We start from the raw sequence: 26,447 nt of genomic DNA on the forward strand, positions 1-26,447 counted from the left end.
GATGCAGCAACTGTTCCTGATCGGCATCGGCACCGGCAACCCCGATCACGTCACGGGCGAGGCGCGGCGTGTGATGGCCGACGCCGATCTGATCCTGATCCCGCGCAAGGGCGCGGACAAAGCCGACCTGGCCGACCTGCGGCGTCAGATCGTTCATGCGGTGCTAGGCCCGGATGCGCCGGTGGTGGAATTCGACCTGCCGCGCCGCGATGCCTCGGGCGATTACCTGACCGGCGTCGACGCCTGGCACGATGCCATCGCCCGGGCCTGGGTAGACGCCGCCGGGCAGGCGCAGCGGGTCGCGCTGCTGATCTGGGGCGATCCTTCTCTGTATGACAGCTCTCTGCGTATCGCCGCGCGGCTCGACCCGGCGCCCACCATCCGCGTGGTGCCCGGGATCACCGCCGTGCAGGCGCTGACGGCGGCACATGCGATCCCGGTCAACGAAATTGGCGCGCCCTTCGTGGTGACCACGGGCCGCCGCCTGCGCGACGAAGGCTGGCCCCCCGGCGTGGACACGGCGGTGGTGATGCTGGACGGCCAATGCTCATTCCAGTCGCTGTCCGAGCCTGAGCGATACGACATCTGGTGGGGCGCCTATGTCGGCATGGCCGAGCAAATCCTCGACCGCGGCCCCTTGCCCGAGGCCGCCGCGCGCATCGTCGCCACCCGCGCCAGGGCCCGCGCCGATCACGGGTGGATCATGGATATCTACCTGCTGCGGCGGCGGTAAGGATCATTCGGTTGGTAAAATCAGAATGGGTTCAGCCTCTTCGCTCTGGATCCGTTCGATGAAGTCGCGCCCGTTTATCCCTTTGGCAATCAACGTGCGTGACAGGTCAGCCTGAGACGCGGTGCGTAGCCGGATCTCCGAACAGTCCTGCGAGATACTGGCGGCCAGATCGGCCCCGCCTTGCAGTTTTTCAGCCAGCACATCGCGCGGCATTAGAAATGCAAGGTCTTGCAGCCGGTCGCACTGTCGGCCAACCCGCTGCACGGCGGCTTCTTTCATGTCGAGCCAGATCAGCGATTTGACCTGGGTCGCTCCGCACATCGCCAGCCCCGCCAAGAGGGTTCGCAACAGTCCGGCGTCGACCTTGGCTTCGATCACCACGCTGGCGATGCCAGAGTGCAATTCGTCGAACACATAGCTGAGGCGTTCCTCGACCTCGCGCATGACGCTGTCACCGTCAGGGCGAACCTCGGCCTCTTGCATCCGGTCCACGGCGGTGCGGACGGTGACCAGTTTGCGCCGCAGATCCATATCGCGCCATTGCGATGGCAGAGCGTCGATCTTGCCTTCGATGGTACCAAGTGCCGTGTCGATCTGGCCAAGACGGTGCAGGATCATCGCCGTTGAGGCCGCGGTTACGCCGACGCCCACCACGGATGACGCAAGCGTGGCGATCTGAAGCGATTGCATCGCTCCCATCATGGATTGCATCGCGCTTAACTTGTTCGAGATTGCTGCATTTTGCGCGATCCCGACCAGATTGGTGACGCCGGTCGGATCGATGGACAGACCCGTCTGAAGCACCTTTTGCAGCGCGCCGGTTTCCTGCAAGTGTGCGACGATCCGGCCGGTCTGTACATTCTTCAAGATCGCGCCATGTCGCTTCAATTCACCGGACGCGATCTGTTTTGCGAATTCTTCGGCAATGTAAAAAGGAATACTCATTCAATCAGCTCCAGCCGTTTTCTTGCGACGGCCTCAAGTTCTTTTTGCAGTTGCCGTTTCAAGGAGTTGGCTTTTGGTTTTTCAGGGTCCCCCAGAACGATGCCGTCGATCCATTTGTGGATGGACTGCCTGAAATTCTGCTTTAATCGGTTGAGGTTTCTGTTCCTGAATGCCGGACCCGCGGCCGCGGCAATCGCGGCGCCAGCCAGAGCGACAACGGGAACAACCGCGAGGCCGGTTGCGCCAACAGAGAACCCAAGGACGGTAGTTCCGGCGACGGCCAGACCCCCGCTTGCGAATGGCACGGCTGCGACAGGGGCGACCGAAAAAACTACCGTGGCAGTTGTTTCGCCGATCTCGCTATAGCTCAATTTGTCTAACTGGCCGTTGCCTTCCACTTCCTCGGCCGAAGCCTTGAAGGATTCGTCCAAATCGTGCGTGAGTTCCGCGTAGAGCTTGGATGTCCATTCTTCGACGATCGGATTCAGTTCATTGGTCCGGACGGCCTTGCGAGAAAACGTCTTGTACCAGCCGAGTTCGTCAATCTTCTGATCCACCTTGTAGTAGAGCGCGGGCAGTCGATCCGGGATCGTCTTGGAAATGTGGTCTTGCGCCGCTTCCCACCAATCCATGATTTCGGCACGTTGAAGTTCGTTCGGGGGCTGCATGAATGTCCTATGGTCTGACGTGCAACGATGCTGGCAATGACGTGCATCAGGTAAATAATTACCGGCCAGTTTTCGCGGAACGGCCTGTCCGGTCAAGGACTTGAGTGCAGTTTGTCTGTCGCTCACATGAAAAAGGCCCCTTCCGGGGCCTTTTGTCGTTTCGAATTCTATCCGGCCTCAGCCATACACCAGCCGTGGCAGCCAGGTGATGACCTGCGGGAAGACCATGCATATCACCAGCCCGACCAGTTGCAGGAACAGAAAGGGCAGGGCGGATTTGAAGATGTCGCTCATCGGGATGTCGGCCGGAGCGACGCCGCGCAGGTAGAACAGCGCATAGCCGAAGGGCGGCGAGAGAAAGCTCATCTGCATGTTCACGAGGTAGAGCACGCCGAACCACAGCACGAGGTCATCCACGTCGCCCAGCCCGAAGGCCTGCGCGCCAAGCGCCTTGATGATCGGCACGAAGATCGGCACGCACAGAAGCAGGATGCCGACCCAGTCAAGGAACATGCCCAGGATCACCAGCAGGATCTGCATCAGGATCAGGATGCCCCAGGGCCCGAGGCCGGTGGCGGCAAGGCTGTCCTGCACGAACTGCTGCCCGCCTTCCAGAACATAGAGCCCGACAAAGATCGTCGCGCCGAACATGATCCAGATCACCATGGCAGAGGCCTTGAGCGTGGTGGTGCAGGCCTCGCGCACGGTGGGCCAATCCAGCTTGCGATGGATGGCGGCGACGATGAAGGCGCCGAAAGTGCCGATGCCCGCCGCCTCGACCGGGGTGGCGACGCCGGAAAAGATGATGCCCAGCACCACCACGACCAGCGTGATCGGGGCCGTCATCTTGCCGATCAGGCGCAGCTTTTCGGCGTTCGACACCCGTTCTTCGGGCGGGATGGCCGGGCCGACGGCGGGGTTGATGTAGGACCGCGTCACCACATAGGCGATATACATCCCCGACAGCATCAGCCCCGGAATGACCGCGCCGATGAACAGCTCGCCCACCGATTGCTCGGCCACCACGGCATAGATGATGGCCAGGATCGACGGCGGGATCAGGATGCCCAGCGTACCGCCTGCCATGATCGAACCCATGGCGATCTTGGGGTCATAGTGGCGTTTCAGCATGGCGGGCAGGGCGATGATACCCATCGTCACCACCGCCGCGCCGATCACGCCGACCATGGCGGCCAGGATGGTCGAGGCGATGATCGTCGCCGCCGCCAGCCCGCCTTTCAGCCCGCCCATGACCTTGTAGATCACGTCGAACATGTCGTTGATGATGCCTGCCCGTTCCAGCATCGCCGCCATGAAGATGAACAGCGGGATGGCCGACAGCTGATAGTTCGTCATCAGCGGGAAGATGCGCGAGGGCACGATGTTCAGCGCGCGCGCATCGCCCAGGATGAACAGGAAGACACAGGCCAGACCGCCGGTGACAAAGGCCAGGGGCAGCCCCGCCATCAGCAGGGCCAGCAGGCTGCCGAACATGATGAGTGTCAGCCACTCGATTCCGATTTCGATGCCCATGCCTTATGCCCCTCTTGCCACGGCGCGAATGTCCTTGGACAGCTTCGAGATGCCCTGAAGCACCAGAAGCACGCCGCCCATCACCATGACCCATTTCATCGGCCACAGCGGCACTTCCCATTCGTTGAAGCTGATCTCGCCCCAGCGGATGTTGTCGCCGGTCCACTGATCCAGCCCGAGGCTGCCCAGCATTCCGAAGAACGTGGTTTCCCCTCGCGCCCAGGCCGACACGACCGAGTTGCCCGTGGGCACCGCCAGCGCGTCCATCGCGAAGATCCAGCTGGTGACCAGCAGGGTGCCCGCGAAGATGAAGAAGAAGATCGAGGTCACCAGATCGACCCATGCCTTTTTCGGGCGGGTCAGGGGCGCATAGAAGATATCGACGCGCACATGGCTTTCGGTCAGCATCGCATAGGCGCCCGCGATCAGGTATTGCATCCCGAACATCAGGTACATGGATTCATGCGCCCAATTGGTGGGCGAGCCGAAGACATAGCGCGCGATCACCTCATAGTAATAGACGAAAACGGCGATCACCGCCCAATAGGCCACGAATTCACCACAGAACAGAGACAGCCGGTCGATCCAGTTCTCGGCGTAATCGGCGTCGTGCTTCGGGCCTTCCTCGGCTTCGGCGGCCGCCAGCGCGCGTTCGGCGTCGGAAATCTCTTCCTCGGCGGGGAGGTTCGCATTGGCGCGGCGCACCAGCATCGGCAGCAGCAGCAGGTCGATCACCAGCAGCGCAAGGATCAGATAGAACGCATAGCCAGCCGCATCGCTCCAGAAGGCGCGGGTGGCGGCGGCCTCGTCCCGCTTGGGCGCGATCGAGTCGAGCGTGGCGCGGGCGTCGCTCAGGCGGGTTTCGCCCTTGGAAATGGTGTCCTCGGCCCGTGTCAGTCGGCGCTCGGCCGACTTCTGTGCAAAAGACCCTTCTTCGGCTTCGGCCGCCGCGGCCTGCAATCCGGCGAGGTCTTCGCGCGCGTCGGCCACCCGGCTTTCCTCGCGGTCCACGGTGCGCTGGGCCACCCGCAATTCGTTGGCAAAGCCCGACAGCACAGTGCGCGCGTCGTGGGTCTGGGCGTTGGCGTACAGCACGAACAGGAAGATCGGGATATAAACCAGCCCCCAGAGGCTTTTGATATAGAAACGGTGCAGCCCCAGGATGCCGCCGGTGACGGCGATCATATAGGCCAGCGGAAGGGTATAGCGTTTCCGTGACGGTTGCGGGCGGCGCGACAGGATCATCGCGACAATGGGAAAGACGATCAGTCCGACCCAGTACAACCAATGCGGCAGCGTGAAGCTGAGACCCGGCATACGGTCCTCTTTGGAATGGAGAGTCAGGAAAAGCCGCCCGGGGCGCGCGTTTGGCCCCGGGCGGCAGCTAGGCTGCGCCTATGCGGTCAGAGCTTGAGCTCGAGTCCTTGGGTCAGCGCCGGATCCACATAGCCAAGCGAGCCGGACTGCATGTAATCGAGCTGAATCTTGAACACACGCGCGGCGTTCGGATCGCGGTTGGCGTAGTCGAACCAGATCGGCACGGCGACTTCGGTCATCAGGTCCACGTCGTCCTGGGACAGACGCGTGACTTCGGTGCCGTCGGCCTCGAACTTGCCCCAGGCTTCCTGGTCGGCCTTCTGGATCGCGGCATAATGCATGTCGGAATAGACGTGCGTTTCCATCTCGATGAACTGCTTCATCTGCGGTGACAGCGCGTCCCAAGCCGCCTGACCCACGGTGATGTCCATGATGTCGACCGGCTGGTACAGCGACATGAAGCCCGGAGGGCCCATCACGATGTAATCGGTCACCTGGCTGAAGCCGAGCGCGTAGTTCACCGCCGGGCCCACATAGTCGGCCACGTCGATGGTGCCCTTTTCCAGCGCCGGGAAGATTTCCGAACCGGGCAGAACGGTGGTTTCCGCGCCGATGGCGTTGAAGACTTCGGCTACCATGCCGCCGGGCAGGCGCATCTTGCGGCCAGCAAAGTCGTCGATCGACCGGATCGGCACCTTCGAGTGGATGATGTTGGCATCGTGGTGCACGGGCCCGACAAAGTGCATCCCCTGCGCGGCGTACAGCTCGCGGGCGATGTCGATGCCGCCCAGGCCATAATAGAACGTGTCGAATTCCGAAGGCTGGCGCAGGCCCAGCGGGATCGAGGTCAGGAAGGTGGCCGCCGGGATGATGCCCTGCGCGTAGATGGTGAACGGGTTCACCGCGTCCAGAACGCCGTTTTTCACCGCGTCGAACAGCTGGAAATCGCCCACGACGTCATTGGCACCAAAGGGCGTAAAGGCCAGCTCGCCGCCGGTCTTTTCCTGTATCGAAGCGCACCAGTCCTTGAAAATCTGCAAACCGGCGCCACCGGGCCAGGATGTCTGGATTTTCCAGGTGGTGCCATTGGCCTGTGCCCCGGCGATATGCGGCGCGGCCAGCGTTGCGGCACCGGCTCCGGCCAGTGTGCGCAGGGCCGCGCGGCGGTTTGTCAGTCGTGTCATGTCAGTCCTCCCATGTGGTTGCGCAGCGATTTTATGGGCCTCCTGAGTGGCTCTGCCGTTTCCTCCAAGAAGGCAGGGCCGGGGACCAATTTTCGCTGTCGCACCATATGAATACGCATACTTGTGTGTTTTGGACAAGATAATTTGCCAATTGGAGGGGAATTGCACGGTTTGGCAGGGGTTTCAGACACGAAAAGTGGCCCTATGCCGGGAGGGGCGCAAGGGACCTGACCAAATCGGGCAGTTTGTCGGGGCTAGAGGGCCAGCCTCATGCGGGTGCCGCCGCGCGCGCGGGAACAGCAGGTGACGATCCGGTCGCCCGCGTCGCGCTCGGCCCGGGTCAGCACCCGGTCGCGGTGGTCGGGATCGCCCGCGAGCACGGTGCATTCACAGGTGCCGCACAGCCCTTCTTCGCAGTCCGAGGGAACGTCGACCCCGGCGGCGCGCAACGCCTGCAACAGCGACTGGTCAGCGCCCACTGTCAGCGTCAGGCCACTGTCGGCCAGATCGACGGTGAAGGGGTCGCCATGGCCCTGCGCGGCATCCGCATCGGTGGTAAAATGTTCAACATGCAGCGTGCCATCGGGGGTATCGGCGGTCAGTGCCTCCAGCGCCGAGATCATCGCATCCGGTCCGCAGGCGTGGATCACCCCGCCTTCGGGGCGCGCGGCGACCAGCGTGGCCAGATCGGCGCGGGAGTTCTCGCCCGAGACATGCAGCGTCAAGTGATTGCCGTGATCGCGCGCCAGACGGTCCAGGAACGCCATCCTGTCACGCGCGCGCCCACAGTAATGCAGGCTGTAAGCGCGGCCCGTGGCGCGCAGATGGTCGGCCATCGCGAGGATCGGCGTGATCCCGATGCCGCCCGCGATCAGCGTGTGATGCGGCGCCGCCGGGTGCACCCGGAAATGGCAATGCGGGCCGCTCATCCGCAGGGTGGCACCTTCGCACAGCGCCTTGTGCAGGTGGACCGAACCGCCGCGCCCGGCGTCTTCGCGCAGGATCGCGATGTCATAGGTGTCGGCCCCCGGCGCGCCACACAGCGAATACTTTCGGTCGAACCCATCCACATGCAGATCGACATGCGCGCCCGGTTCCCACGCGGGCAGCGGGCGGCCAGAGGCTTCGGCCAGACGCAGGGCAAGGATGCCATCTGCCGTGGGCCAGACCTTGACAACCCGAAGGCTGCGCGCGATCTCGCGCCGCTCGGGCGGGCCGACGGGGTAAGACATGCGCGGGGTCAGGCGGTCGGGGTCGTCGGCCTCGGGGTTCTTCGCCACGTCCCATGTCACCCAGAGGTGGTCGGGCCCGCGGAAAGAGGTGTTCGGCAGGTAGGTGAACACCTGATCCGGGTCCAGCTGCATATGGGGCAGGCGGCGGGTCAGCTCCTCGAGTATGATGCGCAGTTCCATCCGTGCAAGGTTCTTGCCAAGGCACTGGTGGCTGCCATAGCCGAACGTCAGGTGATTGACGGCATTTCCGCGATAGATGTCGAAATCGTCAGCGGCGGCGAAATGCCCGTCGTCATGGTTGCCCGAGGCGGTGACGATCAGCAGGTTCGCGCCTTCGGGCAGATCGACTCCGCCAAGCGTCACGGCCCGCGTGGTGCGCCGCCGCCATGCCACGACCGATCCGGCGTAACGCAGGCATTCTTCGGCTGCGTTCGGGATCAGGCGCGGATCGGCGCATATGTCCTCCCACGCCTCGCGGTGGGTCAGCAGCAGCTTGACCGCGTTTGCGGCGGCATGGGCGGTGGTTTCATGGGCCGCGACGATGATCGCCATCATCATCGAATGCAGGTAGCTGTCGGTCACCACGCTGGAATCCACGGCATTCTTGCGGATCGCCTCGTGCATCCAGCCGGGGCCGTCTGGTTCCTGTTTCATCCGCTCCAGCACTTCGCCCGCAAAGGTCCAGAATTGGCCGACATCATGGGCCAGCTTTACCTGCTGTTCGGGCGAGGGGCGGCCCCATGTGTTGACGGTATGGGCGATGGAAAAGGCGCGCAGGCGGTCCATGTCGTCTTCGGGCACGCCAAGGAAATGCAGTGCCACGGTCAGCGGCACCTCCCATAGCATCTGCTCGACCAGATCGGCGCGGCCCGTGGCGATGAACCCATCGACCTTTTCGCGAACAAGACGGCGCACCATGTCTTCGTGATGGGCAAGGTTCGCCGGCAGGAAATGATCCAGCAGCACTCGGCGACGTTCCATGTGGGCCGGTTCATCCTCGTTCACCAACGTGCGGTTCATCGCATAGTTGTAGCTGGCCAGAACCTGTGTCGCCTCGTCGGAAAAGGGCGTGATCTTTTCCAGCACGTTGGCCGGAGAGAACGTCAGATTGTCGCGGAACACCGCCTTGATGTCATCATAGCGCGCCACCACCCAATAGCCCAACTCGGGGCTATAGAACACGGGCTCCTCGGCGCGGGCCCATGCCAGCGCGGCGGCGGGATCGGCCTGATAGGGCGCGACGAAGGGGTCAAACGCCTGCGCGCGCGGTGAGACGGGGCAGGTGCCCGAATGGGCCGGGCAGGCGGCGGGCGTGGGTGTGGACATCGGCGGGTTCCTCCTTGCACGCGGCACGCGCCCGGATTGGGTATCCGCCGCAGATGGCGCGCGTCAAGTTTTCGGGGCTTCGTACCCTATCCGCGCGTGGAACCGCGCCAGTTCCCCCGCCGTGGGGGCCTGACCACTGAACGTTTTGACATAGCGCGGGGCACGCGGCACGCGCTCGGCCAGCGGTTCATCGACCTGCATCGAGATATAGCCGATCTGCGTCAGGTAGACGGTGCGCGCGCGCACGTCGGCCTCTTCGCTGTCGAACCCGAAACGTTCGAACATCGCGCGGATCGCGGCCAACCGCGTCTCGTCCGCGCGGTGCACACGCGCGGCCACGTCATCCGACTGATGCGCCCATCCCCGCACCGCGAAATCCAGCCGGGGTTCGAACAGCGCATCGTCATAAAACACGACGATCAGGTTCAGCACCGCCTCGGCCACGGTTTCGGCATAGGCGGAACAGGCATCGACAAAGGCGCCGGTGTTCTTGGCTTCCCAATCCGCCAGCAGCGCATCCAGCAGCGCGCCGCGATCCTTGAAGAACCAGTAGAAACTGGTGCGCGCGATCTGCAACCGGGTCGCCAGCGGCTGAATCTTCACCGCGTCGACCCCGGTGTCGAGCAGGGCGGCGCGGGCCGCGTCCAGCCACAGCTCGCGCGAGCCGCGCCAGCCGGTTGTCTTATCAGGGTCTGCCATATCGCTCATGCCCGATTGATAGGCTGCCTGCGGCTGCGGCACAATCGAAATATACAGGTATGAACGCTTACTTGACATAGGTGCACATTTTGGCAAAGGATGCCGCAGATGCCAAGGAGGCCGCCCATGTCGAACGATCCCCTTCTCCAGCCCTACCAGTTGAAGCACCTGACTCTGCGCAACCGGATCATGACCACCAGCCATGAACCGGCCTATCCCGAAGACGGGATGCCAAAGGAACGCTATGCCGCCTATCACGCGGAACGGGCCAGGGCGGGGGTGGCGCTGGCAATGACGGCAGGCTCGGCGGCGGTGTCGAAAGACAGCCCTCCGGTGTTCAACAACATCCTGGCCTACAAGGACGAGGTGGTGCCCTATATTCGCCAGCTGACCGATGCCTGCCACGACCATGGCTGCGCGGTGATGATCCAGCTGACGCACCTGGGGCGGCGTACAACGTGGAACAAGGGCAACTGGCTGCCGTCGGTGTCGTCGTCGAAACACCGCGAACCGGCACACCGGGCCTTCCCGAAACTGGCCGAGGATTGGGACATCACCCGCATCATCAGCGATTTCGCCGATGCGACCGAGCGGATGAAAGAGGGCGGCATGGACGGGATCGAGCTTCAGGTCTATGGCCACCTGCTGGATCAATTCTGGTCGCCGCTGACCAACGATCTGGACGGGCCCTATGGCGGGCAAACGCTCGACAGCCGGATGAAGCTGCTGATGGATGTGCTGGCGGGCATCCGCAAACGGGCGGGCAACGACTTCATCGTCGGGCTGCGCTATACCGCGGACGAGGCCGAGGCGGGGGGTATCACGCCCGAAGAAGGCATCGAGATTTCGAAGAAGCTGGCCGATTCCGGTATGGTCGATTTCCTGAACGTGATCCGGGGGCGCATCCATACCGACCCGGCGATGACCGATGTGATCCCGGTACAGGGGATGAAGAACGCGCCGCATCTGGATTTCGCCGGCGCGGTCAAGGCGGCCACGGGGATGCCCACCTTCCACGCCGCCAAGATCCCCGATGTCGCCACCGCGCGCCATGCGGTGCAGGCGGGGCTGCTGGATATGGTGGGCATGACGCGCGCCCATATGGCCGACCCGCATATCGTGCAGAAGATCGTGGAAGGCCGCGAGGATGACATTCGCCCTTGTGTCGGGGCGACCTATTGTCTTGACCGCATCTATGCGGCGGGCGAGGCGCTGTGCATCCACAACCCCGCCACCGGGCGCGAGTTGACGATGCCGCATACGATTGCGCCTGCGCAGACGGCCAAGCGCGTGGTTGTCGTGGGCGCAGGCCCGGCCGGGCTCGAAGCCGCGCGCGTTGCCGCCGAGCGCGGGCACAAGGTGACCGTGTTCGAAGCCCAGCCTGATCCCGGCGGGCAGGTGCGGCTGACTGCGCTGAACCCGCGTCGGCGCGAGATGATCTCGATCATCGACTGGCGCATGGCGCAATGCGCGGCTCGTGATGTGGAGTTCCGGTTCAACACTTGGGCCGAGGTCGAAGACGTGACCGCGCTGAACCCCGATGTGGTGATCGTGGCGACCGGGGGCATGCCGAACTTGCAGCTGTTCGAAGCAGGCGAACCCGATCATGTTGTCAGCGCCTGGGACCTGATTTCCGGCGACGTGAAGCCAGGCCAGGATGTGCTGATCTACGACGAAAGCGGCGATCATCCGGGCGTGATGGCCGCCGAAGTCGCCGCGAATGCGGGCGCCAAGGTCGAGGTGATGACGCCCGACCGCACCTTTGCCCCCGACATCATGGCGATGAACCTTGTCCCCTACATGCGCGCGCTGCAAGACAAGGACGTGACCTTTACCGTCACCCGCCGCCTGAAGGGCGTGGCGAAAGACGGCAACCGCCTGACCGCGACCATCGGCACCGACTACAGCGATTTCACCCGCGACCAGAGCTATGACCAGATCGTGGTGAACTATGGCACCATGCCGCTGGACGAGCTGTATTTCGATCTGAAACCGCTGTCGTCGAATGGCGGCGCGGTGGATCACGAGGCGCTGATTGCAGGCATGCCGCAGACCATCGCCAGCAATGCCGACGGCACGTTCCAGCTATTCCGCATCGGTGACGCGGTCAGCGCCCGCAACACCCACGCGGCGATCTATGACGCGCTGCGGCTGGTGAAGGATATCTAGGGGGACTCAGATCTCGCAATCCGACTGATTTCTGCCCGTGCCAAGGGCAAGGTCGGCGACTTTCTCGGGCGCGGCGTGCAGCCGCCCCGAGGCGGCTCGATCTGGTTGCCGTCACCCATAACCACAGGTTCGACGGTAAACTTGACCGATCTGCACCACGTCAATCCGAGAGGAAAAGTGGTGGGCGACCCTGGAATCGAACCAGGCGTGCGTCTCCGCGAGGGAGTTACAGTCCCCTGCCACACCTTGCGGCCTGTCGCCCACTGTCGGTTGCCATTGCGTCCGACGTGGGGGCGTGATTACAAGCGCGCCAAAGGGCCGTCAACAGGAAAATCCCATCGGATTTCATCAGGTCCGAACCGCGCGCCGCCACGGAGGATATCACATGAAAAAGCCGAAATGGGTTGTCGAGAAGGAACAGGCGAAAAAGGCCTCTGCTGCCGAAACCGTCTGGCTGTTCGGGTTGCATGCGGTGCGGGATGCGCTGCTGAACCCACGGCGTGAAAAGCTGCGCCTGCTGGTGACCCGCAATGCCCGCGACAAGCTGGCCGATGCGATTGCCGAGGCAGGTATCGAGGCAGAGGACTCGGATCCGCGCCGCTTTGCCGCGCCGATCGATCCGGGCTCGGTGCATCAGGGGGCGGCGCTGGAAGTGAAGCCGCTGAATTGGGGCAGCATCGCCGATGTTTGTATAGGCGCCGCCGCGCCGCGCGTGATCCTGCTGGATCGCGTGACCGACCCGCATAACGTGGGCGCGATCCTGCGCTCGGCCGAGGTGCTGGGCGCCAGCGCGGTGATCGGCACGCGCCACCATTCGGCGCCGGAAACCGGGGCGCTGGCCAAAACCGCCAGCGGCGCGCTGGAGCGTCAGCCCTATCTGCGGGTGCGCAATCTGGCCGAGGCGATCGAGGAATTGCAGGCGATGGGCTATGCCGTCTTTGGCTTGGATGGTGAGGCCGAGCAGACCATCGGCGAAGCGATGCAGGGCCGCGTGGACGGCGCGGTGGCGCTGGTGCTGGGGGCCGAAGGGCCGGGCCTGCGCGCCAAGACCCGCGAAACGGTGGATGCACTGGTGAAAATCCCGGCCTGGGGCGATTTCGGCTCGCTCAACGTGTCGAACGCGGCGGCAGTGGCGCTATACGCCTCGCGCGTCGGAGGCTGACATCTCGGCGATGGCATTGGGTTCGGCCCGGTCGCGCAGGGTGGAAAACACGCGCCCCTTGACCGACCACGAGACGCCAAAGGCCACGAGCGCCAGGGCCTCGAACCAGAAGGTCAGGTTCAGCCGGTTCCAGGTACAGCCGTCGGCACAGCTTTTCTGAATGAAAAAGCTGAAATACCCCAGCGCCAGAATCGCCAGCACGATGAGCCCGCCGCAAGTGCGATAGAGCCGGTTGCGCCACAGCTTGCGCCCGGTGCAGCCCGCGCCGCGCAGGGCGCTGACCGACTGCGGGCGCGGAAATACGACAAGCGCGTAATAGGCCAGCACCGCAAACATCCCCAGCGCCGAGAGGTAGTGGATTTTGGTGATCAGCGTGCTGCTGACACCCAAGGTGCCCCAGAAATCGAACCCGGTATTGGTTGCCTCCAGCGCGGTGGCAAGTTCCGCGATCAGCGCGGCGTCACTGCTGCCCAGCGTGTCGCGCAGCGCCGACATATCCAGCGCGGTTGCCCCGCTGGCGCCCGACAGAAACAGCCGCGTGACCGCGCCCGCAAACTCTTCGCACCCTGAACTGGCAGCGGGCACCAGCGCCACGCCAAAGGCGCAAAGCCCGGCAATGCGCACCGCGATCATGTCGCGCCGGGTGTGACCCAGATAGCCATCGACCGGGCCGGGCGCCTTGTAGAAGAACGCCAGAAGTGTGCCGATCAGGAACAGCGACCCGACCAGAAGATCACCGCCCAGACGTGTGTAGTAGTAGTGGCTGATCGAATCGATGCCCCGGCAGGTGCCACCGGCGGCGCTGACTGTCAGCAGGGCAAACGGCAGCCCCAGCGCGACCAGCCCGACCGCCTTGTTCACGGCCTCGAGGCTGACGCGAAAGGGCAGGCCACGCCCCGCGTTTCTGTTCAGATGCTGCGTGTCCATTCCGGGCTCCGTGACAAGGGCTGTTCGAAAGGATCGACCGGATCGCGGCGCCGATCAATCCCGGGTTGCGTAAGCTGTCTCGCCAAAGCCTTTATCGGCGGCAAATGCGTCGTGCGGCGGCGATAGGATCGTGTAACAAATATCACGTGATCGCGCGGCATCGGGGGGCTGGCGGTTTTGTGTCTTTGCGCGCGCGGCGCGCCGTTTCATTCTGTTGCGGAATGGTCCGGCGTGCACGAGGGTCACCGGACTCCGACAAGAGGCGCCCTGATGGTTCGGGTTTTGATGATTGCTGCACTGGTCCTGTCCGCGTTTGTCGGCGCAGCGCAGGCCGACCGCGCGGTCTATCTGGCGCGCCATGGGCTGGGCGCCGGAGGCTATGACGTGGTGGCCTATGTCACGCAGGGCGCGGCGGTTGAGGGCCGCCCGGCACACCGGATTCTATGGAAAGGTGTCGTGTGGCAATTTGCGTCGCAGGCCAACCGCGAGAGGTTCGAGGCCGATCCACGTACCTATGCCCCACGATTCGGCGGCTACTGCGCGGTGGCGATGGCGCACAACCGGCTGGCAGAGATTGACCCCGAGCGCGGTTGGCTTGTTCACGAGGGGCGATTGTACCTGACACATGACGCGCAGGCTCGCGACGCGCTGCTGCGCGACCCCGCCGCAGTTCTGACCCGGGCACAGGCGAACTGGCCGCACATCCTGGCCGCCGGCCAATAAGTGAAATCACGGTTTCGCGATGGCCCTTTTTTCTTCAGCGCTGTTTCCTAAATGTAACGTATTCGCAAGCCGGAACTCTTGCGGAGAACATTACTGTCCCTCGTTCCGTACCTCGCGCCCAGGGCTCATGCGCTCTGGGCGCTTTTTTGTCTGTCCATGCCGGGGTAGGGTGATGACATGAGCTATTCCGACGATCTGTTGAGAACCGTACTGAAGCGCGCCCGGCGCATCGCCGTGGTAGGAGTTTCGGCCAATCCTGTACGCCCCAGCTATTTCGTGGCGCGCTACCTGTCGCTGAAAGGGTTTCAAGTGATACCGGTGAACCCGGGGCACGCCGGAGAAACGCTGTTCGGCGCGCGCGTTGTCGGGTCTTTGGCCGAGATCGAGGGCAAGGTCGATATGGTGGATATCTTCCGCCGCTCGGAGGCGGTGCCGCCCATCGTCGACGAGGCACTGGAGCTTTTCCCGGAGTTGCAGACCATCTGGATGCAGATCGGTGTCGAACATGCCGAGGCCGCGGCCAAGGCCGAAGCGCGCGGCGTCACGGTGATCATGAATCGCTGCCCCAAGATTGAATATCAGCGCCTGTTCGGGGAATTGCGCATGGGCGGCTTTGCCACGGGGATCGTGTCGTCGAAGCTGTGAGGCTTGCCTAGAAGGGGGCTCTGCCCCCCTCCGCTGCGCGGAGTCCCCCGGGATATTTGACCCCAAAGAAGATCGGGTCAGGTTGTGCGGGCGGATTTTTCCACGATGCCGCTGGTGCCCTGGCGGCGGTCGAGTTCGCTCAAAACGTCCGAGAGCGGCACATCTCGGGCGGCCAGCATCACCAGCAGGTGATAGAGCACGTCGGCGGCCTCGGAGGTGAGGCGGGCGCGGTCGCCCTTGACGGCCTCGATGATGGCCTCGATCGCCTCTTCCCCGAATTTCTCGGCGCATTTTTCCGGGCCGCGCGACAGCAGCTTGGCTGTCCAGCTGCTGTCGGGATCTGCGCTTTTGCGGGATTCAATCGTGGCGGCGAGGGCGTCGAGCGTGGTCATGTCAGCCTCATCGGAATGCCAGCGGCGGCCATGTGCTGTTTGGCCTGCTGAATGGTGAATTCGCCAAAGTGGAAGATCGAGGCGGCCAGGACCGCGCTTGCGCCGCCCTCAGTGATGCCTTCGACCAGATGGTCGAGCGTACCGACCCCGCCCGAGGCGATTACCGGCACGGGAACGGCATCGGCGATGGCGCGGGTCAGGGGCAGGTTGAACCCCGCCCGGGTGCCGTCACGGTCCATCGAGGTGAGAAGGATTTCTCCGGCGCCCTTGGCAACCACCGTCCGCGCGAAATCCACCGCGTCGATACCTGTGGGGCGGCGCCCGCCGTGGGTAAAGATTTCCCATTTCCCGGGCGCGGTTGTCTTGGCGTCGATGGCAACCACGATACACTGGCTTCCGAACTGGTTCGCAGCCTCGGCGACGACCTCGGGGTTGGCCACGGCGGCCGAGTTGAACGACACCTTGTCGGCCCCGGCCAGCAACAGATCGCGCACGTCAGTCCGGCTGCGCACGCCGCCGCCCACGGTCAGCGGGATATAGCATTGTTCTGCCGTGCGGCGCACCACATCGAACATTGTTCCACGGTTTTCATGGGTGGCGTGAATGTCGAGAAAGCAGAGCTCATCCGCCCCGGCGGCATCGTAGGCACGGGCGGATTCGACCGGATCGCCCGCATCGCGCAGACCGACAAAATTGACGCCCTTGACCACGCGGCCATCGGCGACATCGAGACAGGGGATCACACGAGTCTTCAGCATATGGGCGCTTATAGCGTGCCCGCGCGCGGGAACAAGCATTGGCGTTGAAGCGCCGGTCACGCGGCGGTGACGGAACCGGCCTGTGGATAAAATCGTTGTAAAGTCAAACGAGCAGGAGAAATCCGATGAAACAACTTGTAAGTGATGCGGTGATTTCGGTCATGTCGAACCCGATGTCGGCCGAGTTGGAAGTGGTGCATTGCGAGGCGCCGGTGCGGCGCGCGGTGCGTGCGGTCGAGCAATCCGTGGCCAGTGCCGGAGGCGTGATCGTGAACCGGTTTGATGGCGCAACGGGCCTGAGCCGGTTCGTTGACCCGCCTTGGGCCTGCGTGTTCTTTCGGGGCCGCCCTGACGGGGTCGGAACAGGACGCGACAGGCTTTTGACTGACCCGGTCGTGCAGGCAATCATCGAAACGGATGGCGACGGCGGTGTCTGGATCAGGTTCGACGCCTCGGGCGCGCCTTATCACGGAGAAATGCCGCTGAACGCGGCGTAACCCTTAACTCAGTGCAGCCAGCGCGGCCTTCAGGTCGATCGCCCCTTCGTAAAGCGCGCGACCCGATATCGCGCCGTCAAGTTGCGTTCCGCAGTCACGCAAGGCGATCAAATCGTCCAGCGAACTAACCCCGCCCGAGGCAATGACCGGGATCGAAACGGATTGCGCCAATGCGGCCGTGGATTCGATATTCGGGCCTTGCATCGCGCCATCGCGGTTGATGTCAGTGTAGATGATCGCCGCGACGCCCGCATCTTCAAAGGATCTGGCAAGGTCGGTGGCCTGAACATCGGTTTCCTCGGCCCAGCCTTTAGTTGCAACGCGTCCGTCACGAGCGTCGATCCCGACAGCGATCTTGCCGGGGAAAGCACGCGCAGCGTCACGCACCAGATCGGGGTTTTCGACCGCCACGGTGCCAAGAATCACGCGCGCCAAGCCTTTGGAAATCCAGGATTCGATGGTCGCCATGTCACGAATGCCGCCGCCCAATTGCGCTGGCACCGGACAAGCGGCCAAGATTGCTTCGACCGCAGCGGCATTGACCGGAGTGCCAGCGAAGGCGCCGTTGAGGTCAACAAGATGCAACCACTGGCAACCGGCTTCCACAAACCCGCGCGCCGGGGCGGTCGGGTCGTCGTTGAACACGGTCGCCTTCTCCATATCGCCACGCAACAGGCGTACGGCCTGACCGTCTTTTAGATCGATGGCGGGGTAGAGGATCATGGCGCGGCCCTTGTCGTTGTTCACAGCGCATATGCCATGTGGTCCCAAAGGGTGCAACGTCCCGCGCAGCAGGGCTTGCGCGACGGTGTCCTGACGGGCAAGGATGGGCCAAACCGGAGGAGAATTCATGAAACGTATCCTGATTGCAGCCGTCATGGCGCTAGGCGCTGGCGCCGCTCAGGCGGACCCGGCAGAAGGCCTGTGGAAGACCGAAGTGGACGATGGCGCCTATGCCCACGTGCGGCTGGTGCCCTGCGGCGCGGCGATCTGCGGCAAGATGGAACGCACTTTCAATGCCGATGGCGAATATGCTTCGCCCAATATTGGCAAACCACTGGTGATCGACATGGTTCCCGATGGCAGCGGTGGCTACAGGGGGCAGGTGTGGCGGCCGGCGAACGGCAAGATTTATGTCGGCAAGATGGATTTGAACGGCAACAGTCTTGCGCTGCGCGGCTGCGTGGCCGGAGGCCTGATCTGTTCGAAACAGACCTGGACGCGGCTGGAGTAGCGCCTAGGGCGCCCAGCTCAGGAAATTCGCGATCAAGCGCAGGCCGGTGGCCTGGCTTTTCTCGGGGTGGAATTGGGTGCCGATCATCGTACCGCGGCCGACGATGGCGGTGACTGCGCCGCCATGATCAACGGAGGCCAACCGCTGGTCGGGGGCGTGGGTATCCATCTGATAGGAGTGCACGAAGTAGGCGTGGTCGCCGGTTGAGATGCCGTCAAGCACCGGGTGCGTCTGCTCGATCATCAGATCGTTCCATCCCATGTGCGGAATTTTCAAGCTCGGGTCATCGGTTGTGATCCGGCGCACGTCGCCGTCGATCCAGCCAAGCCCGGGGGTCTCTTCGTATTCGTGGCCAGTAGTCGCCATCAGCTGCATCCCGACACAGATGCCAAGGAAGGGACGGCCACGCGTTTCAACGGCTTCGACCAACGCATCGAACAACCCCGAATGACCACGCAGTGCTGCCGCGCAGGCCGGGAAAGCACCGTCGCCCGGCAAGACGATCCGGTCCGCCCCGGCGACCACTTCGGCCTTGTCTGTCACCACAACCTTGCCTGCACCCGTTTCCTGCGCCATGCGCTGAAACGCCTTCTCGGCCGAATGCAGGTTTCCGCTTTCATAGTCGATGATAGCCGTCAACATTGTCGGAGTCCTTCGTGATGGGCGCGGCCCGGGCATAGGCCAGCGGGTGGGGCTTGCCAAGAGGGGGCTCTGCCCCCGCCGCCCGTTCCGGGCGACTCCCCCGGAGTTTTTGAACAAAGAAGAAGAAAGATCCCTCGCTTCTTCTTTGCAAAAGTACTCAAAAAGCCCGGCTGGCCTAAAGCGATCCCTTGGTCGATGGCACGGCCTGTGCCGCGCGCGGGTCCTGTGCGACGGCGGCGCGCAGCGCGCGGGCGGTGGCCTTGAACGTGGCCTCGGCGATGTGGTGGCTGTTGAACCCGTGCAGCAGGTCGAGGTGCAGAGTGATGCCGCCGTGGGTCGAGAGCGCCTGGAAGAATTCGCGCACGAGTTCTGTATCAAATGTGCCGATCTTCTGGGTCGGCAGGTCAATGTTCCAGACAAGGAACGGCCGCCCCGACAGATCAAGCGCGCAGGCGACCTGTGCGTCGTCCATCGGCAGGCGGCATTCGCCGTATCGCCGGATGCCGCGTTTGTCGCCAAGCGCCTGGCTCAGCGCCTGACCAATCGCGATCCCGGTGTCTTCGACGGTGTGGTGATCGTCGATATGCAGATCGCCCTTGGCGCGCACCGTCATGTCGATCAAGGCGTGGCGCGCCAGCTGGTCAAGCATGTGATCGAAGAACCCGATGCCGGTCTGATTGTCATAGGTTCCGGTGCCGTCCAGATTGATCTGGACGGTGATCTCGGTTTCGGCGGTCTTGCGGGTGATGTCGCCCAGGCGCATGTGTCTGATCCCTTGATGGTCGCCGCCTTATATGGCCGGGCTGGCCGCTTTCCAATAGGGCGGGGGCGCTAGGGCGACAGCTGTGGCAGCTCTGCCGGGGATTGCGCGTGGCGGGGCGGCGTGTCAGCTTGGCCCGGAAATCAGAACGGAACATTCCATGAGCACCTGTGTCTTCATCCAGATCCGCTGCAAGCCCGGCACCACCTACAAGGTGGCCGAGAACATCGCGCTGCGGGAAATCCATTCCGAGCTTTATTCCACCTCGGGCGATTTCGACCTGCTGATGAAGCTGTACATCCCTTCGGACGCCGATGTGGGCAAGTACATCAACGACCAGCTTCTGGACATCGAAGGAATCGAGAGGTCGCTGACCACGATGACGTTCAAGGTTTTCTAGCGGCAAGGTGTTTTGAAGCCTAACGCAACAGCGCAGGCAGCCATGTCGCGAGCCCCGGCAGCAGCAGGATTGCGCCCAGCACGAGCAGCTTCATCGTGATGAAGGGCATGACGGCGGCATAGATCGTCGACATGCGGATCTCGGGTGGGGCGACGCCGCGCATCACGAAGAGCAGCAGGCCGAAGGGCGGCGTGAGCAGCCCGATCTCCATCGTCAGCAGGTAGACGACGCCAAGGATCAGCGGGTCGATGCCGGCCGCCTTGGCCAGCGGCACGAAGATCGGCACCGTCACCATCAACATGCTGACCTGGTCGACGAAACACCCCAGCAGCAGCAGCAGCGCGATCATGCCCAGCAGGATGCCGGTGGGGCCAAGGTTGTAGCCCTCGATCACGCGGATCACGCCCGAGGTCGCCCCCGAGAACGACAGTACCTGCGCAAAGGTCTGCGAGGTCATGATGATGAACAGGATCATCACCGAAAGTTTCACCGTTTCCAGCAGCGCATTGCGCATCTTGACCCAGCTGAGCGCGCGATAGGCCGCGCCTACGGCCAGCGCGGCGACTGATCCAAGCGCCGCGCTTTCGGTGGGCGTGGCAAGGCCCAGCAGCAATGATCCGATCACCACGGCAAAGATCGCCGAAAGCGGCAGCACATAGACCACGAAAGGCCGCCAGCGTTCGGCCAGCGTCAGGTCGGGGGCCGGATCGGGCGGGGCGAGGGTGGGATTCATCAGCACGCGCACCACGATGTAGACCACGAACCCGACCGACAGGATCAGCGCGGGCAGCACGCCCGCGAGCAGCAACCCGGCGATGGAAATGCCCGCAAGGCTGCCCACCAGTACCGCCAGCGCCGAGGGCGGGATCAGCATGGCGATGGCGCCCGAAGCCATGATCGGCCCCATTGCCAGCGTGGGTGCATAGCCTTTCTTCAGCATCCCCGGCAACAGCGTGCTGCCGAGCATGGCGGTATTGGCAATGGTCGAGCCCGAGAGCGCGGCAAAGATCGTGCCGCCGAACACGGTGACGACCGAGAGCCGCCCGGGGATGCGCGTCACCACCCGGTCGACCGCGTCGATGGCGCGATGGGCCACGCCGGTCTGAAACAGGATTTCCCCCATCAGGATGAACAGCGGAATGGGCGCAAGTTGGAAATTCGCTACCGATTGCGCGGCGTTGCGGGTCAGTTGCACCAATCCCCGGTCACCGCCCAGCACCTCGTAGGCGCCGAAGATGGTGACGGTTAGGAAGGAAAAGGCGACCGGCAGGCCAAGCAGGAGCAATGCGCCCAGCCCGCCAAGCATCAGCGCCAGAAGAAGCGGCCATTCCATCGTGTCAAAGTCCTGTTGCGGCTTGTGTGCGGCGGGGCGGGCGGGCGGTCTGGCGCAGGAACTCAAGCGTCAGCAGGGCAAAGGCCACGGGCATCAGCACCAGCGTCAGCCATTCGGGGATGGTAAAGGCCGTGCGGATCATCGACCCCTTGGCGTAAGAGGCCAGCGTCGCCTGAAGCGAGAACCAGCAGACCGCGCCGCTGACAACGGCGCCGAACAGCGCAATGGCGCGCGCCAAAGGCCCGGCCATGCGCGGGGGCAGGTGGCTGGTCAGCAAATCGACCGACACGTGCGAGGCAATCGACAGCACCCAGGGCGCGCCGAGGAATGTGGCAACCAAAAGCCCATATTGCACTGCATCCAGCAGGCCGTAGATCGGCGTGCCAAAGGCGTTGCGCAGCACCACATTGGCCGAAATCGCCAGTGCAGAGGCGCCGAAGATCAGGCCCGACAGCCACGCGCAGGCAAGCAGGACGGTATCGAAAATCCGGTCTGGCATCTTGTTCGCTTGATCGGGAGGGGGGCGGCGCACCCGCGGGCGCGCCGCGAGCCAATTATTCGGTCAGGCAGGGCTTGAGATCGGCGGCGATCTTTTCATCGATCGCGGCAACCGCTTCCCACCCGGCGGTCTGCGCCGTGTCGAGCCAGGACTTCGATGTATCTGCATCGAATGCGATCACCTCGATCCCGGCTTCGGCCTGCTTGGCGGCCTCTGCCTCGTTGATCGACAGATTCTCGGCGCTGCGGGCCTCGGTCCACTCGGCGGCGTCTTCGAGGACTTTCTTGGCCTCGTCCGACAGCTCGTTCCATTTGTCGAGGTTGACGAGGAAGTTCACATCGACCTGATAAAACCCGGGATCGACGCGGTATTTGGTCTGCTCGTCCCAGCCAAGGTCCATCACGCCCTGCACCGGCCAGCCGTAGCCGTCGATGGCGCCGCGTTCCAGCGCGGTATAGACCTCGCCCGGGGCGGTGCGCACCAGCGTGGCGCCCAGCTTTTCGAACATCGCGCGGTACACCGGGGTCACCCGGATCGTCAGGCCCGACAGGTCGGTCGTGTCGATTGGCTTGGTCAGGTACAGGTGAAACTGGATGTGATCGCCGGTGCGGGCGAGGTATTTCACATTCATCTGTTCTTGGTGCAGCGCGTCGATCTTGTCGTAGCAACCGTTTGCGCGCTGGTCCTGAATGGTGTTCGTCGCCAGATGCAGCGCGTCGCCCGTGGGTAGCAGGTTGGTATAGAACGCCGTGGTGTTGTTGGCGATATCGACGATGCCGTTCGACACTGCATTGCCCAACTCGAACGTCGGAACCGCCTCGGGCCCGCCGACATAGTTGATCTGCACGACGCCCTTGCCGGTTTCGTTCACCCGCTCGACGAAGGCCTCGAAAGGCCGCGAAAAGGTGGTGCCCCCGGCAAAGGCGGTAACGCCTTTCAGCGTGACCTCTTCTGCGGTGGCGCCGGTTGCGGCCAATGCGATCAGGCTCGCGGCCATGGCAAACTGTTTCATCTGGGTCTCCTCCCCCTTTGATCGGGCGGGTTCCGGAATCGCCGGGCCCGCCCTTTGGTTCATCATAAGCACGCGCGGTGCTTTCATGCAATAAAATGCATACGCATATTGTTTCATGCAGGATTGTGCAGCCATCCCGCATCGATTTCGGGCAGCGGGATCGCGGCGCGCAGCTCGGCCGTATAGGGGTGTGCGGGGGTGTCGAACACCTGTGGCGTCGGTCCCTGTTCCACGATTTCACCGGCGCGCAACACCACGACCGTATCGCACAGCCGCCGGATCACCGACAGATCATGGCTGATGAAGGCCATCGTCAGCTTCATTTCGGCCACGAGGTTTTCCAGCAGCACCATGATCTGCGCCTGTGTCGACACGTCCAGCCCCGAGACGATTTCATCACATAGGATAAAGCGCGGGTTCAGCGCGATGGCGCGGGCGATGCCCACGCGCTGGCGTTGCCCGCCCGACAGCTGATGCGGATAGCGCCCGGCAAAATCGCGGCCCAGCTGCACCCGGTCCAACGCCTCAAGCGCGCGCGCCTCGGCACTGTCGATGCCGTTCACGCGCAGCGGGTCGGCCACGATGCGGCCCACGGTGTGGCGCGGGTTGAGTGATGACATCGGATCCTGAAAGATCATCTGAAGATCGCGGCGCATCGGTGCCAGCCTCGCTGGCCCAAGGTGCGTGATGTCGGTTCCGTCAAAGTCGATCTGACCGCCTGTCGGTTCCAGAAGACGGATCAGGCAGCGCCCCAGCGTCGATTTACCCGACCCGCTTTCGCCAACGATTCCGGTGACTTGCCCGGCGGGTATGGTCAGGTTCAACCCTTTGAGGATGTCGATCCGGGGCGCCGCGCCGAACAGGGGCCGCGCGTTAAGGTCGGGCAGGGACAGGTGCAGATCGCGCACCGTGAACAGATCAGCCATGCCCGTTCCCCCATGCGGCGTCGGCCGCTGCAATATCATGGCGCAACCCTTCGATGATGGAGGGCGGCACCGGCAACAGCGAATCGTCCGGCGCGTCATAGCGCGGTGTCGCCTGTATCAGCGCGCGGGCGTAGGGGTGGCCTCCGTCACCGGCAAACAGCGCCTCGACCGGTGTCTGGCTGACCACGGTGCCGGCAAACAGCACCGACACGGACTGGCAAATCTTGGCAACCACCCCCATGTCGTGCGTCACGAACAACAGCGCCGTGCCGTGGCGCGCCTGCATGTCGGCGATCAGCCGCAGGATTTGCCGCTGTACGGTCACATCCAGCGCGGTGGTGGGTTCGTCGGCGATGATCAACTCGGGCTCGGCGGCAAAGGCGGCGGCGATCAGCACGCGCTGGCGCATCCCGCCCGAGAGTTCGTGCGGATAGGCGCGCAGCACGCGTTCGGGCGCGCGGATCGACACCTCGTTGAACAACTCCAGCGCGCGGGCCTCGGCGCGGGACCGATCCCAGCCCAGGATATGCACCAGCCGGTCGGTCACCTGCGGGCCAACCCGGCGGCAGGGGTTCAGCGCGCTAAGAGGGTCCTGCGGGATGATCGCGGTGCGCGCGCCGATCATGCGGCGGCGCTTGTGTTTACCTAAAGCGCTCAGATCGGTACCATCTAGCGTGATTGTGCCCGACACCTGCCGCACCGTGGGCGGCAGCAGCCCGGCAATCGTCTTGCCGATCATCGACTTGCCCGCGCCGCTTTCGCCCACCAGCCCGTGCACCTCGCCCCGCTGAACCCGCAGCGAGACATCGCGCAGCAGACGTGGCCCGCGCCGCCCGAGCCGGATGTTCAGCCCTTGGATGTCCAGAAGTGCGCTCATTTCAACACCGGGTCAAAGCGGTCCTTCAGCCCCTCGCCAAATTGCGAGAACGACAGGACGGTGAAGAACAGGACGATCATCGGGAACACCAGTACCCACCAGGCAAAGTGAATCTGGGTGCGCCCTTCGGCGATCATGCCACCCCAGGTGGGGTCGTCCGAGGAAATCGACAGGTTCACGAAGCTCAGGATCGCCTCGACGATGACGGCGATGCCCATTTCAAGGCTCAGCAGCACGCCGATGGTGGGCAGCACGTTCGGCAGCACCTCTTTCAGCAGGATACCGCCCCGGCTGCGCCCGATCACCAGCGCGCTGTCGACGTAGTCCATGCGCGCCTGTGTCATGGTTTCCGCCCGCACCACGCGGCAGAAGCGGGTCCAGTCGATCACCGCGATGGCGATGATGACGGAATGCAGCCCCGTGCCCAGCACCGCCACCAGCAGGATGGCGAACAGGACGGGCGGAAAGCTCATCCAGATATCGACGATGCGGCCAATGATCCGGTCGGGCCAGCCGCCGAAATACCCCGCGATCAGGCCAAGCGCCGACCCGATCAGGCAGGCGGCCCCGCCGGCAAGAATCGCCACCACCAACGCAATCTGCGTGCCATAGACCAGGCGGCTAAGAACGTCGCGGCCAAGGCTGTCGGTGCCAAGGTAATAGCCGGGTTCCGAACCGGGCAGCCAGACAGGCGGCAGCCGTTCCAGGAACAGGTCCTGCGCCAGCGGGTCATGCGGCGCGATCAGCGGCGCCAGTAGCGCGGCGGCACACAGCAGCATCAGCCAGCCCCCGGCCAGCCACAGGCGAAAGGGAATGCCGCGCTCAGCCATGACGCAACCTCGGGTTCAGGGCGGCATAGGCCAGATCGACGACGATGTTGATCGCGATGAACAGGACCGAGAACAGCAGAACAATGCCCTGGATCAATGGCAGGTCGCGGTTGATGACCGCGTCAATGGCGAGGTTGCCCAAACCTTCGTAGGAAAACAGCTTTTCGATGATGACGGTGCCGCCGATCAGAAAGGTAAACTGCACCCCCACCAGCGTCAGCGTGGGCAGCATTGCGTTGCGCATTGCCTCGCGCCAGATCACGGCGAATTCGCCGAACCCATTGGCACGGGCCAGCATCACGTAATCCAGCCCCATCACCTCTTTCAGCGATTGTTTCAGCACCTGCGCGATCACCGCCGACAGCGGCAGACCCAATGCAATCGCGGGCAAGGCCATATGTGCCAGCAGGTCGCGCAGCACCGCGCCATCGAAGCGGAGGATGGATTCGAACAGGTAGAAGTTTGTCACATAGTCGATGTCGATCCGGGGCGAGATGCGGCCCGAGACCGGGAACAGCGGGATCGCCACGCCCAGAACGAGGATGAACAGCAGCCCCCAAAGGAAATCCGGGATCGACAGGGTGATGCCGTTCCACAGGTCGATCGCCCCTTCCGTCGCGCTCTGGCGGCGACGTGTCCCAAGAATTGCGAGCGCGAATCCCAGCACCACGGCGATGACCAGCGCGGCAAAGGCAAGCTCCAGCGTGGCGGGCAGGCGGCCCAGCACCACGCCAAGAACATCCTGCCGCAATGAGATCGACGTGCCGAAATCGCCACGCAGGATACCTCCCAGCCAGATCACGAATTGCTCGACCAGCGATTTGTCGAGCCCGTAGAGCGCGCGCAGACGGTCGATATCGGCCTCGGACGCACCAGGCGGCAGCATCATGGCGATCGGGTTCCCGGGGGCAACGCGGATGACCACGAAGACCACGACGGCAACGCCGAACAGCGTGACGAGAATGTTCAGAAGCCTGCCCAGCAGGCTACGCAAAGTCATCTTGGGGCATTCTTTCCGGGCCGG

Annotated in this window: 28 protein-coding genes and 1 tRNA gene; 8 read left to right on the forward strand and 21 right to left on the reverse strand. The window is 63.6% G+C overall.

Translation table 11 applies throughout. From position 1 onward, the window contains the following. Position 1: 1 nt before the first annotated feature. Positions 2 to 733: a precorrin-6A synthase (deacetylating) gene (gene cobF / locus FGK64_RS09390; protein ID WP_138863550.1), complete on the forward strand. Its 732-nt coding sequence runs from the start codon at positions 2 to 4 to the stop codon at positions 731 to 733. Between the two features lie 3 nt (positions 734 to 736). Here the strand turns inward: cobF and FGK64_RS09395 are convergent, their stop codons facing one another. The 7 genes from FGK64_RS09395 to FGK64_RS09425 form a co-directional block, all read right to left on the reverse strand. Next, positions 737 to 1,678, reverse strand: coding sequence for a hypothetical protein (locus FGK64_RS09395; RefSeq protein WP_138863551.1), 942 nt, complete (start codon positions 1,676 to 1,678; stop codon positions 737 to 739). After that, entirely contained in the window at positions 1,675 to 2,346 is a 672-nt protein-coding gene (locus FGK64_RS09400; protein ID WP_138863552.1) for a hypothetical protein, read from the reverse strand. The genes FGK64_RS09395 and FGK64_RS09400 overlap by 4 nt, the downstream gene beginning before the upstream one ends. Positions 2,347 to 2,523: 177 nt before the next feature. Next, positions 2,524 to 3,879 (reverse strand): TRAP transporter large permease, encoded by a 1,356-nt coding sequence (locus FGK64_RS09405; RefSeq protein ID WP_138863553.1) that lies wholly within the window; start codon positions 3,877 to 3,879, stop codon positions 2,524 to 2,526. 3 nt (positions 3,880 to 3,882) lie between these two features. Further along, on the reverse strand, positions 3,883 to 5,196 hold the full coding sequence (locus FGK64_RS09410; protein ID WP_138863554.1) for a TRAP transporter small permease subunit: 1,314 nt from the start codon (positions 5,194 to 5,196) through the stop codon (positions 3,883 to 3,885). Between the two features lie 86 nt (positions 5,197 to 5,282). Next, complete coding sequence (gene dctP, locus FGK64_RS09415; RefSeq protein ID WP_138863555.1) at positions 5,283 to 6,380, reverse strand: TRAP transporter substrate-binding protein DctP; 1,098 nt, start codon at positions 6,378 to 6,380, stop codon at positions 5,283 to 5,285. Positions 6,381 to 6,634: 254 nt separating this feature from the next. After that, entirely contained in the window at positions 6,635 to 8,938 is a 2,304-nt protein-coding gene (locus FGK64_RS09420; protein WP_138863556.1) for a cytochrome P450/oxidoreductase, read from the reverse strand. Positions 8,939 to 9,001: 63 nt separating this feature from the next. Further along, on the reverse strand, positions 9,002 to 9,646 hold the full coding sequence (locus tag FGK64_RS09425; protein WP_138864275.1) for a TetR/AcrR family transcriptional regulator: 645 nt from the start codon (positions 9,644 to 9,646) through the stop codon (positions 9,002 to 9,004). Between the two features lie 117 nt (positions 9,647 to 9,763). Between FGK64_RS09425 and FGK64_RS09430 the strand changes: the two genes are divergently transcribed. After that, positions 9,764 to 11,806 (forward strand): NADH:flavin oxidoreductase, encoded by a 2,043-nt coding sequence (locus FGK64_RS09430; protein ID WP_138863557.1) that lies wholly within the window; start codon positions 9,764 to 9,766, stop codon positions 11,804 to 11,806. Positions 11,807 to 11,984: 178 nt separating this feature from the next. Here FGK64_RS09430 and FGK64_RS22130 read toward each other — a convergent pair. Then, positions 11,985 to 12,068, reverse strand: a tRNA-Tyr gene (locus tag FGK64_RS22130). A gap of 123 nt (positions 12,069 to 12,191) precedes the next feature. Between FGK64_RS22130 and rlmB the strand changes: the two genes are divergently transcribed. Beyond that, positions 12,192 to 12,968, forward strand: a complete 777-nt coding sequence (gene rlmB, locus FGK64_RS09435; protein WP_138863558.1) for a 23S rRNA (guanosine(2251)-2'-O)-methyltransferase RlmB — start codon at positions 12,192 to 12,194, stop codon at positions 12,966 to 12,968. Here rlmB and FGK64_RS09440 read toward each other — a convergent pair. Then, positions 12,942 to 13,895 (reverse strand): hypothetical protein, encoded by a 954-nt coding sequence (locus tag FGK64_RS09440; protein ID WP_138863559.1) that lies wholly within the window; start codon positions 13,893 to 13,895, stop codon positions 12,942 to 12,944. The two genes, rlmB and FGK64_RS09440, sit on opposite strands and share 27 nt — an antisense overlap. Before the next feature lie 270 nt (positions 13,896 to 14,165). On the opposite strand from FGK64_RS09440, the gene FGK64_RS09445 reads away from it, so the two are divergent. After that, positions 14,166 to 14,618 (forward strand): YHS domain-containing (seleno)protein, encoded by a 453-nt coding sequence (locus tag FGK64_RS09445; protein WP_138863560.1) that lies wholly within the window; start codon positions 14,166 to 14,168, stop codon positions 14,616 to 14,618. 177 nt (positions 14,619 to 14,795) lie between these two features. Beyond that, positions 14,796 to 15,263, forward strand: a complete 468-nt coding sequence (locus tag FGK64_RS09450; protein ID WP_138863561.1) for a CoA-binding protein — start codon at positions 14,796 to 14,798, stop codon at positions 15,261 to 15,263. A gap of 77 nt (positions 15,264 to 15,340) precedes the next feature. On the opposite strand, the gene FGK64_RS09455 is transcribed toward FGK64_RS09450, so the two are convergent. Further along, complete coding sequence (locus FGK64_RS09455) at positions 15,341 to 15,655, reverse strand: phosphoribosyl-ATP diphosphatase (protein WP_138863562.1); 315 nt, start codon at positions 15,653 to 15,655, stop codon at positions 15,341 to 15,343. Further along, positions 15,652 to 16,413, reverse strand: a complete 762-nt coding sequence (hisF, locus tag FGK64_RS09460; protein ID WP_138863563.1) for an imidazole glycerol phosphate synthase subunit HisF — start codon at positions 16,411 to 16,413, stop codon at positions 15,652 to 15,654. The genes FGK64_RS09455 and hisF overlap by 4 nt, the downstream gene beginning before the upstream one ends. Before the next feature lie 125 nt (positions 16,414 to 16,538). Here hisF and FGK64_RS09465 point away from each other — a divergent pair, with 125 nt between their 5' ends. Beyond that, on the forward strand, positions 16,539 to 16,910 hold the full coding sequence (locus FGK64_RS09465) for a hypothetical protein (protein ID WP_138863564.1): 372 nt from the start codon (positions 16,539 to 16,541) through the stop codon (positions 16,908 to 16,910). Positions 16,911 to 16,913: 3 nt separating this feature from the next. On the opposite strand, the gene hisA is transcribed toward FGK64_RS09465, so the two are convergent. Next, complete coding sequence (hisA, locus tag FGK64_RS09470; RefSeq protein ID WP_138864276.1) at positions 16,914 to 17,633, reverse strand: 1-(5-phosphoribosyl)-5-[(5-phosphoribosylamino)methylideneamino]imidazole-4-carboxamide isomerase; 720 nt, start codon at positions 17,631 to 17,633, stop codon at positions 16,914 to 16,916. A gap of 127 nt (positions 17,634 to 17,760) precedes the next feature. Here hisA and FGK64_RS09475 point away from each other — a divergent pair, with 127 nt between their 5' ends. After that, on the forward strand, positions 17,761 to 18,144 hold the full coding sequence (locus FGK64_RS09475; protein ID WP_138863565.1) for a DUF2147 domain-containing protein: 384 nt from the start codon (positions 17,761 to 17,763) through the stop codon (positions 18,142 to 18,144). A 3-nt stretch (positions 18,145 to 18,147) separates the two neighbouring features. Here FGK64_RS09475 and hisH read toward each other — a convergent pair whose 3' ends face one another. Together hisH and hisB are read right to left on the reverse strand one after the other, a co-directional pair. Next, positions 18,148 to 18,786, reverse strand: coding sequence for an imidazole glycerol phosphate synthase subunit HisH (gene hisH, locus FGK64_RS09480; RefSeq protein ID WP_138863566.1), 639 nt, complete (start codon positions 18,784 to 18,786; stop codon positions 18,148 to 18,150). 175 nt (positions 18,787 to 18,961) lie between these two features. Then, on the reverse strand, positions 18,962 to 19,549 hold the full coding sequence (hisB, locus tag FGK64_RS09485; RefSeq protein ID WP_138863567.1) for an imidazoleglycerol-phosphate dehydratase HisB: 588 nt from the start codon (positions 19,547 to 19,549) through the stop codon (positions 18,962 to 18,964). Between the two features lie 157 nt (positions 19,550 to 19,706). Here hisB and FGK64_RS09490 point away from each other — a divergent pair, with 157 nt between their 5' ends. Then, entirely contained in the window at positions 19,707 to 19,946 is a 240-nt protein-coding gene (locus tag FGK64_RS09490; protein ID WP_138863568.1) for an Lrp/AsnC ligand binding domain-containing protein, read from the forward strand. A gap of 19 nt (positions 19,947 to 19,965) precedes the next feature. Here FGK64_RS09490 and FGK64_RS09495 read toward each other — a convergent pair whose 3' ends face one another. The 7 genes from FGK64_RS09495 to FGK64_RS09525 form a co-directional block, all read right to left on the reverse strand. Next, positions 19,966 to 21,279, reverse strand: a complete 1,314-nt coding sequence (locus FGK64_RS09495; protein ID WP_138863569.1) for a TRAP transporter large permease — start codon at positions 21,277 to 21,279, stop codon at positions 19,966 to 19,968. A gap of 4 nt (positions 21,280 to 21,283) precedes the next feature. Next, complete coding sequence (locus FGK64_RS09500) at positions 21,284 to 21,778, reverse strand: TRAP transporter small permease (RefSeq protein ID WP_138863570.1); 495 nt, start codon at positions 21,776 to 21,778, stop codon at positions 21,284 to 21,286. 55 nt (positions 21,779 to 21,833) lie between these two features. Further along, positions 21,834 to 22,790 (reverse strand): TRAP transporter substrate-binding protein DctP, encoded by a 957-nt coding sequence (gene dctP / locus FGK64_RS09505; protein WP_138863571.1) that lies wholly within the window; start codon positions 22,788 to 22,790, stop codon positions 21,834 to 21,836. A gap of 113 nt (positions 22,791 to 22,903) precedes the next feature. Further along, positions 22,904 to 23,716, reverse strand: a complete 813-nt coding sequence (locus FGK64_RS09510) for an ATP-binding cassette domain-containing protein (RefSeq protein ID WP_138863572.1) — start codon at positions 23,714 to 23,716, stop codon at positions 22,904 to 22,906. After that, positions 23,709 to 24,593 carry an ABC transporter ATP-binding protein gene (locus FGK64_RS09515; protein WP_138863573.1) on the reverse strand — a complete coding sequence of 295 codons (885 nt, stop codon included), beginning with the start codon at positions 24,591 to 24,593 and terminating at the stop codon, positions 23,709 to 23,711. Before FGK64_RS09515 ends, FGK64_RS09510 begins: the two co-directional genes overlap by 8 nt. Next, a complete protein-coding gene (locus tag FGK64_RS09520; protein WP_138863574.1) occupies positions 24,590 to 25,423 on the reverse strand; it encodes an ABC transporter permease in 834 nt (277 codons plus the stop codon). Before FGK64_RS09520 ends, FGK64_RS09515 begins: the two co-directional genes overlap by 4 nt. Then, the gene (locus FGK64_RS09525) at positions 25,416 to 26,423 is read right to left on the reverse strand and encodes an ABC transporter permease (protein WP_138863575.1); all 1,008 of its coding nucleotides are present in this window, start codon (positions 26,421 to 26,423) and stop codon (positions 25,416 to 25,418) included. The genes FGK64_RS09520 and FGK64_RS09525 overlap by 8 nt, the downstream gene beginning before the upstream one ends. Between the last annotated feature and the right edge of the window lie 24 nt (positions 26,424 to 26,447).

Source organism: Arenibacterium halophilum (assembly GCF_005938225.1).
Taxonomy (GTDB): domain Bacteria; phylum Pseudomonadota; class Alphaproteobacteria; order Rhodobacterales; family Rhodobacteraceae; genus Arenibacterium; species Arenibacterium halophilum.

Coding starts and splice junctions, on each gene's coding strand:
- FGK64_RS09405 (WP_138863553.1), bottom strand. CDS start 3,879: ATGGGCATCGAAATCGGAATCGAGTGGCTGACACTCATCATGTTCGGC.
- FGK64_RS09450 (WP_138863561.1), top strand. CDS start 14,796: ATGAGCTATTCCGACGATCTGTTGAGAACCGTACTGAAGCGCGCCCGG.
- FGK64_RS09400 (WP_138863552.1), bottom strand. CDS start 2,346: ATGCAGCCCCCGAACGAACTTCAACGTGCCGAAATCATGGATTGGTGG.
- FGK64_RS09515 (WP_138863573.1), bottom strand. CDS start 24,593: ATGAGCGCACTTCTGGACATCCAAGGGCTGAACATCCGGCTCGGGCGG.
- FGK64_RS09475 (WP_138863565.1), top strand. CDS start 17,761: ATGAAACGTATCCTGATTGCAGCCGTCATGGCGCTAGGCGCTGGCGCC.
- FGK64_RS09520 (WP_138863574.1), bottom strand. CDS start 25,423: ATGGCTGAGCGCGGCATTCCCTTTCGCCTGTGGCTGGCCGGGGGCTGG.
- hisF (WP_138863563.1), bottom strand. CDS start 16,413: ATGCTGAAGACTCGTGTGATCCCCTGTCTCGATGTCGCCGATGGCCGC.
- FGK64_RS09425 (WP_138864275.1), bottom strand. CDS start 9,646: ATGAGCGATATGGCAGACCCTGATAAGACAACCGGCTGGCGCGGCTCG.
- FGK64_RS09495 (WP_138863569.1), bottom strand. CDS start 21,279: ATGGAATGGCCGCTTCTTCTGGCGCTGATGCTTGGCGGGCTGGGCGCA.
- hisA (WP_138864276.1), bottom strand. CDS start 17,633: ATGATCCTCTACCCCGCCATCGATCTAAAAGACGGTCAGGCCGTACGC.
- FGK64_RS09430 (WP_138863557.1), top strand. CDS start 9,764: ATGTCGAACGATCCCCTTCTCCAGCCCTACCAGTTGAAGCACCTGACT.
- cobF (WP_138863550.1), top strand. CDS start 2: ATGCAGCAACTGTTCCTGATCGGCATCGGCACCGGCAACCCCGATCAC.
- FGK64_RS09455 (WP_138863562.1), bottom strand. CDS start 15,655: ATGACCACGCTCGACGCCCTCGCCGCCACGATTGAATCCCGCAAAAGC.
- FGK64_RS09420 (WP_138863556.1), bottom strand. CDS start 8,938: ATGTCCACACCCACGCCCGCCGCCTGCCCGGCCCATTCGGGCACCTGC.
- FGK64_RS09490 (WP_138863568.1), top strand. CDS start 19,707: ATGAGCACCTGTGTCTTCATCCAGATCCGCTGCAAGCCCGGCACCACC.
- FGK64_RS09395 (WP_138863551.1), bottom strand. CDS start 1,678: ATGAGTATTCCTTTTTACATTGCCGAAGAATTCGCAAAACAGATCGCG.
- FGK64_RS09500 (WP_138863570.1), bottom strand. CDS start 21,778: ATGCCAGACCGGATTTTCGATACCGTCCTGCTTGCCTGCGCGTGGCTG.
- dctP (WP_138863571.1), bottom strand. CDS start 22,790: ATGAAACAGTTTGCCATGGCCGCGAGCCTGATCGCATTGGCCGCAACC.
- rlmB (WP_138863558.1), top strand. CDS start 12,192: ATGAAAAAGCCGAAATGGGTTGTCGAGAAGGAACAGGCGAAAAAGGCC.
- FGK64_RS09525 (WP_138863575.1), bottom strand. CDS start 26,423: ATGACTTTGCGTAGCCTGCTGGGCAGGCTTCTGAACATTCTCGTCACG.
- FGK64_RS09445 (WP_138863560.1), top strand. CDS start 14,166: ATGGTTCGGGTTTTGATGATTGCTGCACTGGTCCTGTCCGCGTTTGTC.
- hisH (WP_138863566.1), bottom strand. CDS start 18,786: ATGTTGACGGCTATCATCGACTATGAAAGCGGAAACCTGCATTCGGCC.
- dctP (WP_138863555.1), bottom strand. CDS start 6,380: ATGACACGACTGACAAACCGCCGCGCGGCCCTGCGCACACTGGCCGGA.
- FGK64_RS09440 (WP_138863559.1), bottom strand. CDS start 13,895: ATGGACACGCAGCATCTGAACAGAAACGCGGGGCGTGGCCTGCCCTTT.
- FGK64_RS09510 (WP_138863572.1), bottom strand. CDS start 23,716: ATGGCTGATCTGTTCACGGTGCGCGATCTGCACCTGTCCCTGCCCGAC.
- FGK64_RS09465 (WP_138863564.1), top strand. CDS start 16,539: ATGAAACAACTTGTAAGTGATGCGGTGATTTCGGTCATGTCGAACCCG.
- FGK64_RS09410 (WP_138863554.1), bottom strand. CDS start 5,196: ATGCCGGGTCTCAGCTTCACGCTGCCGCATTGGTTGTACTGGGTCGGA.
- hisB (WP_138863567.1), bottom strand. CDS start 19,549: ATGCGCCTGGGCGACATCACCCGCAAGACCGCCGAAACCGAGATCACC.